This is a genomic window from Candidatus Fukatsuia anoeciicola (genome assembly GCF_964059965.1).
GTDB classification, from domain to species: Bacteria; Pseudomonadota; Gammaproteobacteria; order Enterobacterales; family Enterobacteriaceae; genus Fukatsuia; species Fukatsuia anoeciicola.
On the sequence record NZ_OZ060923.1, the window covers coordinates 408,750 to 424,472 of the forward strand.

The 15,723-nt window shown below is 29.0% G+C and carries 9 protein-coding genes; 1 reads left to right on the forward strand and 8 read right to left on the reverse strand.

What is annotated here, in order from left to right:
- Positions 1 to 8 precede the first annotated feature (8 nt).
- The 5 genes from dapB to ribF all read right to left on the reverse strand — a co-directional run bounded on the left by dapB (position 9) and on the right by ribF (position 6,717).
- On the reverse strand, positions 9 to 821 hold the full coding sequence (gene dapB / locus AB4W73_RS01410; RefSeq protein WP_367680655.1) for a 4-hydroxy-tetrahydrodipicolinate reductase: 813 nt from the start codon (positions 819 to 821) through the stop codon (positions 9 to 11).
- 80 nt (positions 822 to 901) lie between these two features.
- On the reverse strand, positions 902 to 1,855 hold the full coding sequence (ispH, locus tag AB4W73_RS01415; protein WP_367680656.1) for a 4-hydroxy-3-methylbut-2-enyl diphosphate reductase: 954 nt from the start codon (positions 1,853 to 1,855) through the stop codon (positions 902 to 904).
- Positions 1,856 to 2,305: 450 nt separating this feature from the next.
- Positions 2,306 to 2,791 (reverse strand): signal peptidase II, encoded by a 486-nt coding sequence (gene lspA, locus AB4W73_RS01420; RefSeq protein WP_367680657.1) that lies wholly within the window; start codon positions 2,789 to 2,791, stop codon positions 2,306 to 2,308.
- Positions 2,791 to 5,607 carry an isoleucine--tRNA ligase gene (gene ileS / locus AB4W73_RS01425; protein WP_367680658.1) on the reverse strand — a complete coding sequence of 939 codons (2,817 nt, stop codon included), beginning with the start codon at positions 5,605 to 5,607 and terminating at the stop codon, positions 2,791 to 2,793. The genes lspA and ileS overlap by 1 nt, the downstream gene beginning before the upstream one ends.
- A gap of 36 nt (positions 5,608 to 5,643) precedes the next feature.
- Positions 5,644 to 6,717, reverse strand: coding sequence for a bifunctional riboflavin kinase/FAD synthetase (gene ribF, locus AB4W73_RS01430; RefSeq protein WP_367680659.1), 1,074 nt, complete (start codon positions 6,715 to 6,717; stop codon positions 5,644 to 5,646).
- 1,737 nt (positions 6,718 to 8,454) lie between these two features.
- On the opposite strand from ribF, the gene rpmE reads away from it, so the two are divergent.
- A complete protein-coding gene (gene rpmE / locus AB4W73_RS01435) occupies positions 8,455 to 8,667 on the forward strand; it encodes a 50S ribosomal protein L31 (RefSeq protein ID WP_367680660.1) in 213 nt (70 codons plus the stop codon).
- A 1,224-nt stretch (positions 8,668 to 9,891) separates the two neighbouring features.
- On the opposite strand, the gene gyrB is transcribed toward rpmE, so the two are convergent.
- From gyrB to dnaA, 3 genes are all read right to left on the reverse strand, one after another.
- Entirely contained in the window at positions 9,892 to 12,306 is a 2,415-nt protein-coding gene (gene gyrB, locus AB4W73_RS01440) for a DNA topoisomerase (ATP-hydrolyzing) subunit B (RefSeq protein ID WP_367680661.1), read from the reverse strand.
- Positions 12,307 to 12,677: 371 nt separating this feature from the next.
- A complete protein-coding gene (gene dnaN, locus AB4W73_RS01445) occupies positions 12,678 to 13,805 on the reverse strand; it encodes a DNA polymerase III subunit beta (RefSeq protein WP_367680662.1) in 1,128 nt (375 codons plus the stop codon).
- 4 nt (positions 13,806 to 13,809) lie between these two features.
- Complete coding sequence (dnaA, locus tag AB4W73_RS01450; RefSeq protein ID WP_367680663.1) at positions 13,810 to 15,198, reverse strand: chromosomal replication initiator protein DnaA; 1,389 nt, start codon at positions 15,196 to 15,198, stop codon at positions 13,810 to 13,812.
- Between the last annotated feature and the right edge of the window lie 525 nt (positions 15,199 to 15,723).

Genomic DNA, 15,723 nt, shown 5'->3' on the forward strand with positions numbered 1-15,723 from the left:
AAAGTAAGTTATTCAAGAAATTTATTACCAAGCACATCATTCATATTAAATAGACCACATAGTTTATGATTTTTTTTTAACCAAATAGCAGCTTTAACTGCGCCATGAGCAAATGTTATCCGTTGGGTAGTTTTATGGGTAATTTTGATTTGTTCACTAATATTAGTAAATAAAACTGTGTGTTCGCCAATAACATCTCCTGTGCGAATAGAAGTAAATTTAATAGTCCCTAATTTTCGTTTTTGATTACTATGAGAATAAATAGTATAATTTTGTAAATCACTACTTAATGTTTGTGTAATAACCTCACCCATTGCTAAAGCCGTTCCTGAAGGAGCATCTACTTTATGACGATGATGTGTTTCTATAATTTCAATATCACTATATATACCCATTACTTTTGTCGTTTTTTCTAAAAGCTGTAACATTAAATTTACACCAATGCTAAAATTAGCAGCATATATAATAGCAATATCTTTAGCTGCTTTTTCAATTATTTTTCTTTCTTGCTGATTAAAATTTGTAGTACCAATTACTATAGACTTTTTATGTTGACGACATAATTCTAGATTCACTAAGGTTGCTTGTGGTGTCGTGAAATCAATAAGAATATCAAAATCACTAATAGATGTATATAAATCATCGCTAACTATGACATGTAATTGATCAATACCAGCTAGCTTACCAGCATCATTTCCTACTAATCCTGATCCTTTACGCACCAATGCTACAGTCAACATTAAAACTTTGCTGTATACAATAGCCTGAATAAGTTGTTTGCCCATGCGACCTGCTGCACCTGCTATAGCAATACGTATCATTTTAGTTATTAAATCCTAGTCATATTAATATATAAATTATATATTAGATAATATGTATAAATATCTATTCAAATAAATAATTAATTAATCTGCTTAATATTAAATCGTAGCTCTTTTGGTACTTTAAAAGTAATATTTTCTTTACGACCAATAAGCTCAATAAATTTTTGAACGCCTAATGATTGTAGATGTTTAATAACTGCTTTTACTAAAATATTAGGTGCTGAGGCACCTGCTGTAATGCCAATGTAGCGAATATTTGTTAGCCAATTTGCTTGAATATCAGACGCAGAATTAATTAAATAGGCAGGTTTTCCCATACGTTGTGCTAGCTCAGCAAGACGAGTAGAATTAGAAGAATTTTTAGAACCAATCACAAGCACAAGATCTGTTTTCTTTGCTAAATCCTGTACTGCTTCTTGACGGTTAGTAGTGGCATAGCAAATATTATTTTTATACGGGCCAATAATTCGTGGGAAACGCTGCCGCAAGGCAGTAATTATCGTTGAAGTATCATCTACTGATAATGTAGTTTGTGTCATAAAACACACGTTATTTTTATTTTTAATAACTAATTGCCAAACATCTTCTACGGATTCTACCAAATACATACCGCCTTCTGGATTACTGTATTGACCCATAGTACCCTCCACTTCAGGGTGTCCAGCATGACCGATAAGAATAGCTTCTTTACTCTTATAACTAGCTCGTAAGACTTCCATGTGGACTTTTGTTACTAATGGACAGGTAGCATCAAGTAATAAATGTAATTGACGAGCTTGGGCTTCTGCTCGTACTGCCCGAGAAACACCATGAGCAGAAAAAATTAAAATAGCATCATCGGGCACTTCAGAAATATTTTCAATAAAAATAACGCCACGTTTAAATAAACTATTAACTACATAGTAATTATGTACTACTTGATGTCGCACGTAGATAGGCGTACTAAACATTGCTAAAGCGCGCTCAACAATGCTAATTGCTCTATTGACACCTGCACAAAAACCACGTGGATTAGCCAATAATACTTGCATGGTTTATCTCCTTATTTGAAATTAATTTTTAATATGTCAATAGCAAAACTAAGTGCTTACCTCACTAATAGATAATTAAAATTAACAATAATTAATCTATTAATTATGCACGTGATATCTTGCATTTTATTATTATCCATTATTATAAATAATATAATAGCACCCATATAATGGATATATGATTTTAGTAAAATTACAAAATAAAAAAATTGAATTACATTAAGATTTATTATCCTAAAAAATTATCCCTACTAATAAAGAAAAATTATACCTATAGCTAATTTATAATTTTAATAATTACTATTTTAGTGCTATAGGCAAACTATTATTATCCAAACTAGATAGTATAGATTTATATTAAATTATATTTTGCTATAATATAAAATATTAATACTATGCTATTTTTATATATTAAAATTAATATCATTCGTTATTTTTTAGAATTATTTTCTATTTTGTATAAGTTCTAAACCCATCAAGTATAATTAATATCATACCAATACAAATTGAAGTATCAGCCAAATTAAATATTGGCCAGTGCCAATAATTAATATAAAAATCAATAAAGTCAATAACCACACCATATATGATACGGTCAAATAAATTACCTAGCGCCCCACTGATAATTAATGTATAAGCATAATTTATCATGTATTGCTTGTTATTAGAGCGATACATAGCTACTATTAATATTAGTAAAATAACTACGGAAATAAAAATAAATAACCAACGTTGCCAGCCATTTTTATTTGCTAAAAAGCTAAAAGCTGCTCCAGGATTTTGTACATAGGTAATATTTAATGAGGGAATCAATGTTATACTTTCATTTAATAAAAAATGCGCGATAATCCACTGTTTACTAATTAGATCTAATATTAATACTGCAAACCCTAGATATAGCCAGCGTAATTTAGTTAAAATAAGATATTTACTCATTAAACGAATCTACGCTCTTCACCGTTACCTGCAATATTGATGACACAACGATTACATAATGTTGCATATTTTGCTATTAAACCTATATCTTGTGTATAATGCCAGCAACGTGAACATTTTTTACCTTCAGCTTTATTAAAGGCAATTTTTAAACCACTAATTAGCTCGCTCTGTTTAGCTAGATTATTAACAACAACGTATTTTTTTACTTCTGCTGCTGAAGTAATTAAGACAAAACGTAACTCATCCTCTAAACTCTCTAATCGAGCAGCTAGTAATGGCTCAGCATATAAGGTAACAGCTGCGTCTAATGATCCTCCAATTTGTTTATTATTACGTGCTTGTTCAAGTACTTTATTTACTTCTGTACGGACTTTAAGTAATTCTGCCCAAAAAGCATCATTCATGTTTTCATGTACACTCAATTTAAATAAAGAATCATACCACTCTTGTGTAAAGACGTAAGCTTGACGTTTCCCTGGTAGATATTGCCAAATTTCATCTGCAGTAAAAGACGTAATTGGTGCTATCCAACGCACTAATGCTTCAGTAATATGAAATAAGGCTGTTTGACAACTACGACGTGCTACGCTATCTTTTTTAGATGTGTATTGACGATCTTTGATGACATCAAGATAGAAAGATCCCATTTCAATTGAACAAAATTGTATTAAACTTTGTACTACTAGATGAAAATTATAATTTTCATAAGCAGCAATTATTTCTGTTTGCACCGCCTGAGCGCGTCCTACTGCCCAACGATCTAGAATAGTCATTGCTTCAGGTTGTACTTTATGTTGTTGTGGGTCAAAATCAGTAAGATTAGCTAATAAAAATCGTGCAGTATTACGAATGCGACGATATAAATCGGTAGAGCGTTTTAGAATTTCGTCGGAAATTACTATTTCATTGCTGTAATTTGTAGAAGCAACCCATAAACGTAAAATATCACTACCTAATTGATTAATTTTATCTTGTGGATTAATGGTATTACCATTAGATTTAGACATCTTTCGTCCTTGTTTATCAACAGTAAAACCATGAGTCAAGACTTGCCGGTAAGGCGCTTTACCTTTAATAGCTGTTGCAATTATTAATGATGACATAAACCAGCCACGGTGCTGATCAGAACCTTCTAAATATATATCAGGTGAATGCCCATTAAATTCGGGACGGATATCAATAACAGAAGTATGTGTTGAACCTGAATCAAACCAAACATCAAGAGTATCAGTAATTTTAACATAATTAACTGCATCATCAGCTATAATTTCCATTATACCTAGATTCCACCAAGCTTGAATACCGTGTTGTTCTACTAGTTTAGCTACTTCTTCAATTAACTCAAGACTGCGTGGATGAAGTTCGTGTGTCTCTTTATGGATAAATAAAGGTATTGGTGTGCCCCAGGTTCGTTGACGCGAAATACACCAATCAGGACGCTTAGTTATCATCTTTTCAATACGTGCTTGCCCCCAATCTGGAATCCAATGTACTTTTTTAATTGCTTGTAATAACTGTTGACGTAACCCTTGTTTATCCATACTAATAAACCATTGTGGGGTAGTACGAAAAATAATTGATGTCTTATGACGCCAGCAGCAGGGGTAACTGTGTATAAGTTTTTCAACATGTAGTAATGTACCAGCATTATTTAAGATTTTAATGATAATATTATTTGCTTTTAGTACAAATAATCCATCTAATGCTGGATGGGTTGCTTTTAGATAACAACCATTAGCACCCACAAGATTGGTAATTTCTAATGCGTATTTTTGTGCAGCAATAAAATCTTCTATACCATGACCTGGTGCAATATGCACCGCACCGGTACCCGCATCTAGTGTTACATGATCACTTAAAATAATAGGTACATTAAAAGACATAAAGGGATGCTGACAGCGTAATAGTTCTAAATCGATACCATTACAATCACCTAGAATTTGCCATTCTGTAATACCAGAACGTTTCATAACACTAACAACTAAATCCGCTGCAAGGATTAAACATTTATCTTTAATTTGTACTAATTGATAAACAAATTCACGGTGTACTGCTATTGCTCGATTTGCAGGCATTGTCCAAGGCGTAGTTGTCCAAATAACTATATAAATAGGATAATCTATAGCAGTAAGAGATAATTTTTTATAGATTGCGGCTACATCAATTACCCTAAAACATACATCAATAGCGATAGACACTTTATTATAATATTCAACTTCCGCTTCTGCTAGCGAGGAACTACAATCAGTGCACCAATACACTGGTTTATCTCCTCTATATAAATGACCATTAGCAATAACCTGACCTAAAACACGAATAATATTTGCTTCAGTCTTAAAATCCATTGTTAAATAAGGATTATTCCAATCACCTAATACACCCAAGCGAATAAAGTCTTTTTTCTGCCTCCTAATCTGTTCGCTAGCATATTCCTGACAAGCGCTACGGAACTGTTCAATACTAACTTTTTCACCTACTTTGCCAATAATTTGTTCTACTTTGTGTTCAATAGGTAGCCCATGACAATCCCAGCCTGGAACATAATGTGCATCGTAGCCCATTAAACCTTTAGATTTAATAATAAAATCTTTAAGAATTTTATTAACTGCATGACCAATATGAATATTACCATTTGCATAAGGAGGGCCATCGTGTAAGATAAATTTTTTTTTACCTTTTTTAGCTTTACGAATTATTCCATATAAATCTTGTTGATACCAACGTTTAAGTATTTCAGGTTCATATTTAACAAGATTTCCGCGCATTGGGAAATTTGTTCGTGGTAAATTAAGGGTATTTTTATTATCATTCATTATATTTTTTGTTCCGTTATAGCTAAAAATATTAATTTATGTTTCTAGCTCAAAAAATTTACGAGCTACTAGCACATCATTAATAATTTGCTGTCGTAAAGCATCAAGTGAAATAAAATGATGTTCATCACGTAATTTTATAAGTGGTACTACCTCAATGTAGCACCCGTAACAGTCTATTTTTAAATCTTTTATTAAAGATATTCTGTGATGAAACATACTCTGTGAAGTGTAGTGTTTGCTATTTTCATGTATTTGCATTTTTTTAGCGTAACATATGCTAAACATTTTACTTTCATGCAATAGATTAGTGTCACACGATAAATTTGTTAACAGGTGAACTTCAAGTTGTTGATAGAACCCGTTAACTGTTGGACGAGTTCCAATATTAGCAATAGCAGGTAAAGGTTTATAACTTAAGCCGTAAACATTAACTACGTAGACCCCTTTAATTGGAGCAAGCAGACGTTTTAACTTTATATTTGCTGTAGGAAAACCTAATGTTCGCCCTACTTGATTACCACGAACTACGCGTCCAGAAATACTATAAGGACGACCAAGTAATGCTGTTGCTAAAGTAAAATTAGCATTTTTTAACGCTTGCCGGATAATAGTGCTACTAATACGTAAGCCATAATCATAAAAACTATTAGTGTTGACAACATTAAAACCAAACTCTTCTCCTGCTTGTTTTAATAACTTAACATCTCCTTGGCGATCTGCGCCAAAATGAAAATCATCGCCAACAATTAAAAATTTAATGCCTAATTTTTTTACAAGTAACTCTGTAATAAAAATACGTGCACTGATAGCTGCAAAAAAGGAATTAAATTTAATGCATAATAAGTAATTTATTCCTATTTGTGCTAAATACTTAATTTTATCACGTAAAGGGGTCAAACGAGCAGGAGCTTTTCTTTTAGTAAGAAGTTCTAATGGTTGTGGTTCAAATATCATCACCATTACTGGTAATCCTAAACGCTGACTCTTATATTTTAACTTCTGTAATAGCATTTTATGCCCACGATGAACCCCATCAAAGTTACCAATAGTCAGCATACAACCATGATGACATGCCCGAATATTGTGTATACCGCGAATTAGCTCCATAATTAGCTCAAAACAATAGAAATAAATGGATTATAATCTTGTATAAAGATTAAGTTTAAAATAAAAATCTTATAACTTAATACGTAATATGGAAATAATTTATTACTACCTAAATAATAAATATTATGTAATATGATTAACTTTGATAATTAATATTACTATTAATTATTAATTTTTACAATTAACTTATAAGATACTTAATATACTAGGAAGTAGGTATAAAGTAGAATGCAAAAATAGATTTTTATAATTATTAGAGTTATATTTAGATATTAAAATAACAGATTAATTTTCTAATTAAGTAGATTAATATAGAAAAAACTTTATAATAGATTAATTCTGTTTATATGAAGTGCAATGATTCAAATAACTTTTATCTTTGTTATTGCTACTTATGTTCTTAAAAAAATGGTAATTAAATCTATATTATAAATTTAAGGTTAAATAATGATACTTAAGATAGATCCTATAAAAGAATAAATTAATAGTTAACTTATTAAAAAGTTATAGCATGTATAAAAATACATAAAGATAAAAATTAAAATGTAACATAAAATTTATACTACGTAATAGATATACAAGAAACCTAGATTTTATTCTGCTAAATATACTAAAATAAAACATTAAAAATTAAGAAAATATGACATATAAAATAGCCTTATTAAATTTCTTTAGCTTCTTAGATTTTTAAATAATAACTATCCTAATTATTCCTATAAAACATACTTTTCTTGTTTAATTTACTTATTTTGAGTATGGTATTATTCCTTTAATTTTTTAATTTTTTATTTTAAATAAAATACTACTAATAGTAGTTTATTGATTTTTTTTCTAATTTTTTTAAATACTTGAATTTTATTACTTATCCTATTAGTTGCTAGATATGGTTAGTTTATGACTATAATAAATAATTTAACATTATAATGATTACTAAATTAATTGCTATAAATAACAATATTATCTTGAATAAATACTTTTACTATATTAAATATGATTTAATAAAAAAATTATATAGTAATATACTTCTGTATGGATATGTACTAATATAAATTTTTGCTTTACTTTAGAATAATTTCCTATCTGTAATTATTGTATATTTATTAAAAGTACAATTTTATTAAAGGTATTAATAATTATATAAGACATAAATATCTAGTTATTCATATTTTTTGATTTTACTATTATATAAGTTAGTATATTTTTATGATAAAAATATAAATTTTTATAGTATTATTTATTTTTATTTATAATAATAAATCTATATTAATTTCTCTAATACAATACCTTTGGATAAAATAGAGTGAATAATATTACTATTTATACTCTATTTTAATAGAAAATGTTATCTGAATTGTAGGAATTACTATATAATATATTTAATAGTAGTTATTTTAGAGTAAATTTTAATTTAGCAATGACTATTACGTAATCCTCTTAGTTTATTTTAAACGTACAAGATTATTTTTCTGTATTCTAGCATACATAGTTAGCGTATTGTTTTATAGTTTTGCTATCATTTATGGTATAAAATAGATTAATATATTATCAATTGAATAGGTTTAATCTTTAGTATAGATTACTTATAGAGTTACTTTTATATAATTTTATATCTTTAGTATAATTTAGCATTAATTAATAATATCAATAACATACATAGTATTAATTACTATTAACAAATACGTGTAGCATCTGATAAAGTTATATCAGATGGATACATAAATTTTATTAGAGGTTTATATGAAAAAAAATATCCATCCTAAATGTTATACCATTACTGCAACTTGCTCTTGTGGTAACAATATGAAAATTAGTTCTACTATTATTCATAACTTAAATTTAGATATTTGTGGCGCTTGTCACCCATTTTATACAGGTAAACAACGTGATGCTGCTACTGGTGGTCGTGCAGAACGCTTTAGCAAACGTTTTAATATATCAGGTATAATATGATAACTTTATATATTAGATAAAAAACTATATAATATTTTAATTTAAGCTTATTTAAACTTTTGTACTATAGAATATTTTAATAAATAGTCTCAAGTATAGTGGGCATATTAATATTCTAAGTATTAAAATTTAGTCCTGATTCACGCATATATTATTTTATGGTCTCAGAGATTTTATTATTATATTTCACATAAACTGGCATTATTTTGGCGGAGATTAATTAGTAAATGCATAAGTAATTTACTATTAGTAACATAAACGTAAATTATTGATTAGTACCAGTTCACTTGTTAGCAAGTATTTTAATATGTTAAGTAAGTTGTTTCTTTTTATTATGAAAAGCCTTAAATTTTATTAAAAAAATATTTGATAAAAAAATCAAATCAAGTATTATTATAATTTATTCTATACTATTAAAAAGGATAGTTTTGGTTAAAAATTATAGTATTAGCTATTATTTCTTAATTTATATATCAAAATATATTAGATTTCTTGTAAAATCTTGATCTCATTTAAAAACGCTAAAGTATTTCATATATAGTAACTATAGTACTATGAATAAAAAATTCATAAACATCATGTAATATAATTTATATTATCTAGCACTACATAATAGTTTTTAAAAGATCATATATTTACTTAAAAGTATTACTGTAATTGCTTGTTATCAACAGTAAACTATTATCTATTCTCTACCCCATGTCTTTTATGAGATTAATAAGCTAATAACAGATTATATAGATGATGCATAAGATTTATAAATAAATTAGTGGCTTATATAATAGATACTACTAATGTAATTACTTAGAACTAGGCATTATCTAGATTAAAGATATAACTATTTAGCAGTATACTATGTCCTATAGGTTACTTATGCAAATAGTATTAATATATCTATATTAATAAATTTATTTTTATTAAAGTTATTACGTTAAATATCCATTACTATATTATAAAAATAATTAATGAAATAATAATTTTTGATAAATCTTATAAGTTCATAATAAAGTATTTTATTAGATGCCGAAGCTAGAGTAACAATAAGTTAATATAATGTCTAGTATAACTATGATTATTACTCAAAAATACAATCTTCTAAATATTAAAGTTTATATATTTTAATTTAGAGTGATAATATATTTTTTATTATAATTTATGTATCTATTACAAATATATTCTAAAAATAGATATGTTAATATAGATTTTGATAATTTTTCTTAATTATTAAATATCTATATTAGCAGCTCTTAATGCATTTTCTTCAATAAAAATACGTCGAGGCTCTACTGCGTCACCCATAAGAGTAGTAAATAATTGATCAGCAGTAATAGCATCTTTTATCATGACACGTGACATATGACGACTTGCAGGATCCATTGTAGTTTCCCATAATTGATTAGCGTTCATCTCTCCTAATCCTTTATAGCGTTGGATTGTTAGACCACGACGGGATTCTTTCATTAACCAATCTAATGCTTCTTCAAAACTCTTTATAGCAATACGACGTTCTCCTCTTTCAATAAATGCCCCATCTCCTAATAAATCACGTAGTTTATTACCTAATTGGCAAATTTTATGATACTCACTTCCATAGATAAAATCATAATTTAGATTATAGTTAGTCTCGATTCCGTGGGTACGAATACGTAATATTGGCTCAAATAGCGAACGCTCAAAATTCTCATGTATTATAAAACTATAACTACTATCTTGTTGTTCTTTTATGTTTAATGATATTACGAAAGAATTCGTCCATTGTTGAACAATTTCTTTATTGATTAATTCTTTTTCTTTTAAGTTTGGTTGGTAAATTAGATTATTTAATAAAGCTAGTGGGTAATGCTGCTCCATGTGTTTAATAGTTTTTTGTACACTATAATATTCTATAATTAATTCTTCTAAAAACTTACTAGTTAATGCTGGTGTATATGTGTTTCTATATAATGTCGCATCCTCAAGAGCCAAAGATATTTGATATTGCTCTAATGCTTCATCATCTTTAATATATTGCTCTTTTTTACCTTTTTTTACTTTATATAAAGGTGGCTGCGCAATAAATACATAACCATGCTCAATAAGTTCTGGCATTTGGCGATAAAAAAAAGTTAACAATAAGGTACGAATATGCAAACCATCAACATCAGCATCAGTCATAATAATAATACTATGATAACGTAATTTATCTAAACTATATTCATCATGCCCGATGCCACAGCCTAGGGCAGTTATCAGTGTTGCAACTTCCTGTGAAGAAAGCATTTTATCAAAATTAGCTTTTTCTACGTTTAAAATCTTACCTTTTAATGGTAAAATTGCCTGATTTTTACGATTACGGCCCTGTTTAGCTGATCCACCAGCAGAATCCCCTTCTACAAGATAAAGTTCTGATAATGCTGGATCTCTCTCCTGGCAATCAGCTAGCTTACCTGGCAAACCAGCTAAATCTAAAGTATTTTTACGACGCGTTAATTCGCGTACCTTACGTGCGGCTTCACGAGCACGGGCTGCGTCAATAATTTTGTTTACTATAATTTTGGCATCAGTTGGATTCTCTAATAAATACTCTACTAGTTTCTCATTCATTATGGTTTCAACTACAGTTTTTACTTCTGAAGAAACTAGCCTATCTTTAGTTTGTGAAGAGAATTTAGGATCAGGTACTTTCACGGAAACTACTGCAATCAAACCTTCACGAGCATCGTCACCAGTAGCACTAATTTTTAGTTTTTTTCTATAACCTTCTTTATCTATATAGTTATTTAATGTACGGGTCATTGCAGTACGAAAACCAATTAAATGGGTACCACCATCACGTTGTGGAATATTATTGGTAAAACAATAGATATTTTCTTGAAAACCATCATTCCATTGTAACGCTACTTCTAAACTAATACCATCTTTAATGGTAGAGAAATAAAATACTTTTGGATGGATTGGATTTTTATTTTTATTTAAATATTTAATAAATGATAAAATACCTCCCTTATAGTGGAAACGATCTTCTTTATTATTACATTTATCTTGTAATTTAATAGAAATACCAGAATTAAGAAAAGATAATTCCCGTAAACGCCTTGCTAGCGTTTCATATTGGAACTTTGTGTTATTAGCAAAGATTTGTAAACTTGGCCAGAAGTGTACCTTAGTACCTGTTTGTTGTGTTTTATTAATAATTTTAAGGGGGGTTTGTGGTTCTCCCTTCATGTAAGTTTGTTTGTATACCTTACCTTTGCGATGAATAACTAATTCTAGTTTTTCTGATAATGCATTCACCACTGATATACCAACACCATGTAAACCACCAGAGACTTTATAGGCGTTATCATCAAATTTACCACCAGCATGAAGTACTGTCATTATGACTTGTGCCGCAGAAACTCCTTCTTCTTTATGTAAATCAGTTGGAATGCCACGACCATCATCCTGTACCGATACTGAGTTATCTGTATGAATTACCACGATAATTTCTTTACAATAACCAGCAAGAGCTTCGTCAATTGCATTATCAACAACTTCGAATACCATATGGTGTAGACCACTGCCATCATCAGTGTCACCGATATACATGCCAGGACGCTTACGAACCGCATCTAAACCTTTTAATACCTTGATACTTGAAGAATCATAAGTATTTGACATTAGTGTTTCTCGCTTATTTTAATTCTATGATTAAATATTAATTTTTACTATATTCTATAAAAAACATCTTATCTTTATTACTAAGTATATCAGTAGTATATTTAATACTAAGTATACTAATAAATACCTATACTTGAATAGCTTACAAGCATGTAATTAAGAAATATAAATTATTAATTTCCGATTTATAATTAAAATTATTAAGCAGATACAAACAAGATTAATATTCTATAAGTAAAAAAAATCTTCGATTACTGATATTTATGTATAAATAGTTTGTTATCATAAAACTTTATTATATTATTTAAATAAGTTTTTGGATTATTTCAGGTTGAATGAACTTATAAATTTTTAAATATATTATTAAAAAATTAAAAACGTATCGGCATAATAATATAATTTGCAGATTGTGTTAAGTTAGTGCCGTCTTTAATTTGTACACTAGAATCAGAAGTTGTTAGTAATAAATGTACTTTTTCACATTTTAGGACATTGAGTGTATCAAGTATATAGTTTACATTAAGACAAATTTCTAATTCATCTCCTTCATAATTAACGTCAAGGATTTCTTTCCCTTCTTCTTGTTCTGAATTACTTATCATAATATTAAGCTGGTTATGTGTAATTTTAAGTCGAACACCTCTATACTTTTCACTAGATAAAATTGCCACACGTAAAAATGCCTGCTTCAATAAACTACAGTCTACTTCAACAATTTTACGAGGGTTTTTTGGCAATATTAGCCGATAGTTAGGAAAACGACCATTAATTAATTTGCAAGTAAAAACAAAATCATCTACATAAGCACAAATATAATTTCTACCAATTTCTAAATCTAATTTAGTATCTTTACTATTTAATAAACGCACTAACTCCATCACCCCTTTACGAGGTACTATTATTGGATACAAAAAATCACCAGTAAATGTTGAATAAATAATTTTATCAATAGGCATTGAACAGATAGCTAAACGATGACCATCAGTTGTTACTGTGCGTAATAGTTTATTTTCAGTTTCAAATAACATTCCATTAAGATAATGACGTGTATCCTGATATGCCATTGAGAATTGAGTAGACTCAATTAATCGCTTTAAGGTTGCTTGAGACAATGTCAACGCTACTTTTTTCTCCCAGCTTTTTCTATTAGGAAAAGAGCTAGCTGGTAGTGTTACAAATGAAAAACGGCTACGCCCTGAACATAATAATACACGTTCACCGTCTAGCTTTACTATAATTGTTGCTCCCTCCGGCAAACTACGCCAGATATCAAGAAATTTTCGTGCATTTACAGTTATTGCTCCAGGCTTATGACATTGAATTAAAGATATCTTAATGCTAATCTCTATTTCTAAATTAGTACTAGTTAATTGCAAAGCACCTTCAGTTACTTGGAGCAATATGTTATTAAGAATAGGAAATACTGGACGTCCAGATAATGGACTATTAACTTGTTGTAGTATCTTTAGTAAGTATTCACGTTTAACAATAAATTTCATAATATTAGGAAGATAAAGCTCTAATTAAATTTAAAAAATCCTCTTTAATGCCGTGATCTTCTTCGCTTAATTGATGAATTTTTCGATAACCATATAATACAGTAGTATGGTCGCGACCACCAAAGGCATCGCCAATTTCAGGCAAGCTATAGTTAGTAAGTTCTTTAGCCATTGCCATCGCCATTTGTCGTGGACGAGCCACCGATCTAGAACGTCGTTTAGAAAGTAAATCGGCAACTTTTATTTTATAATATTCAGCTACTGTTTTTTGAATATTATCAATAGTTATAAACTTATCTTGCAGCGCAAGCAAATCACGCAAAGCTTCGCGTACAAAATCAATAGTAATTGCTTGACCAGTAAAATTAGCGTTAGCAATTACTCTATTTAATGCACCTTCTAGTTCACATACATTAGAACGCAAGCGTTTTGCGATAAAAAATGCTACTTCAGTTGGTAAGTGAATGTTATTTTCATTTGCCTTTTTTATTAAAATAGCAACGCGAGTTTCTAATTTTGGCGGTTCAATAGCGACTGTTAATCCCCAGCCAAAACGTGATTTTAAACGATCTTCTATCCCATTAATTTCTTTTGGGTAGCGATCTGAAGTTAAAATAATTTGCTGATTACCCTCTATTAAAGCATTAAAAGTATGAAAAAATTCTTCCTGAGAACGCTCTTTATTGGCAAAAAATTGAATATCATCGATAAGTAACGCATCAACTGAACGATAATAACGTTTAAATTTTTCAATCGTATTACTCTGTAGTGCTTTAACCATGTCCTGCACAAAGCGTTCAGAATGCATATATACTACTTTCATATTAGCCTTATAAGCAAGAATGCCATTACCTACAGCATGTAGAAGATGAGTTTTACCTAAACCAGTACCACCATATAGAAATAAAGGATTATACGCAACACCTAGATTATTACTAATTTGATAGGCTACTGCATATGCTAATTCATTAGATTTACCTTCAACAAAATTATTAAAGGAATGCTTTGGATTAACATTTGAGCGATGGTTATACCTAGGTTTAATAGGAGAACTATTTAAATTTGGATGAGTAGATGTACCGCAGATCACTGGCTCAGTAAACACATTAATATTTGCTACTTTCGGTTGATTAATAGTTGAGGTAATAGACTTACTACCTATTTCAAAACGTAACAATGGCACATCTGCTCCACAAAAATCATTAAGAAAACCATTAATATTGTTTAAATATTTATTACAAACCCAATCTAAAACAAAACGATTTGGAGCGTAAAGCGCTAACGTGTTGTCACTTAGTTCTGCCTGTAATGGGCGGATCCACATACTAAATTCTGTGGCAGGTAACTCATTCTGCAATCGGGTAAGACATTGCTGCCAAAGAGAATGTGACACGGTAAACTCCACTCTAACAAAATCAATAAAAAGAAAGAAAAAGAAACTAGATATTACTAAGTCCTAAAATACAAAATTAACTACATAGCAGAAGATAATAGCGTAAATAATACAATAGATCTTCCTCTTCCTAACAGATTAAATATTTTTATCTAAAAACTATTAGGTATGTCATTGTTACGATACTATCTTTAAAGTTATACAATTTACTATAATTTTATATAGTAGGGATCATGTAAATTATTTTTAAATAAGCAATAAAATATTGATATTGATTAATGATTGTTAATTAAAGTGATTACATCATGTGGTACCTACTATATATCATGACTTCTTTTTTAATAACTAATATATACTAACGAAATATTAATAGATAAGTAATCTTGATATTGCGCAGAAATAAATTAATAGTCTAGTTTTTATTTATATATTAGAAAAAAATTAGGCTAATATGATTCTTGTGATTTTAATAGGAGTCAGTATAATTACTAATTCTACTACCCATAATAGTAAATTAATACTAGC

Bases quoted from the DNA above. Each gene is read 5' to 3' on its own strand.
- dapB (WP_367680655.1), bottom strand. From the start codon at position 821: ATGATACGTATTGCTATAGCAGGTGCAGCAGGTCGCATGGGCAAACAA.
- ispH (WP_367680656.1), bottom strand. From the start codon at position 1,855: ATGCAAGTATTATTGGCTAATCCACGTGGTTTTTGTGCAGGTGTCAAT.
- lspA (WP_367680657.1), bottom strand. From the start codon at position 2,791: ATGAGTAAATATCTTATTTTAACTAAATTACGCTGGCTATATCTAGGG.
- ileS (WP_367680658.1), bottom strand. From the start codon at position 5,607: ATGAATGATAATAAAAATACCCTTAATTTACCACGAACAAATTTCCCA.
- ribF (WP_367680659.1), bottom strand. From the start codon at position 6,717: ATGGAGCTAATTCGCGGTATACACAATATTCGGGCATGTCATCATGGT.
- rpmE (WP_367680660.1), top strand. From the start codon at position 8,455: ATGAAAAAAAATATCCATCCTAAATGTTATACCATTACTGCAACTTGC.
- gyrB (WP_367680661.1), bottom strand. From the start codon at position 12,306: ATGTCAAATACTTATGATTCTTCAAGTATCAAGGTATTAAAAGGTTTA.
- dnaN (WP_367680662.1), bottom strand. From the start codon at position 13,805: ATGAAATTTATTGTTAAACGTGAATACTTACTAAAGATACTACAACAA.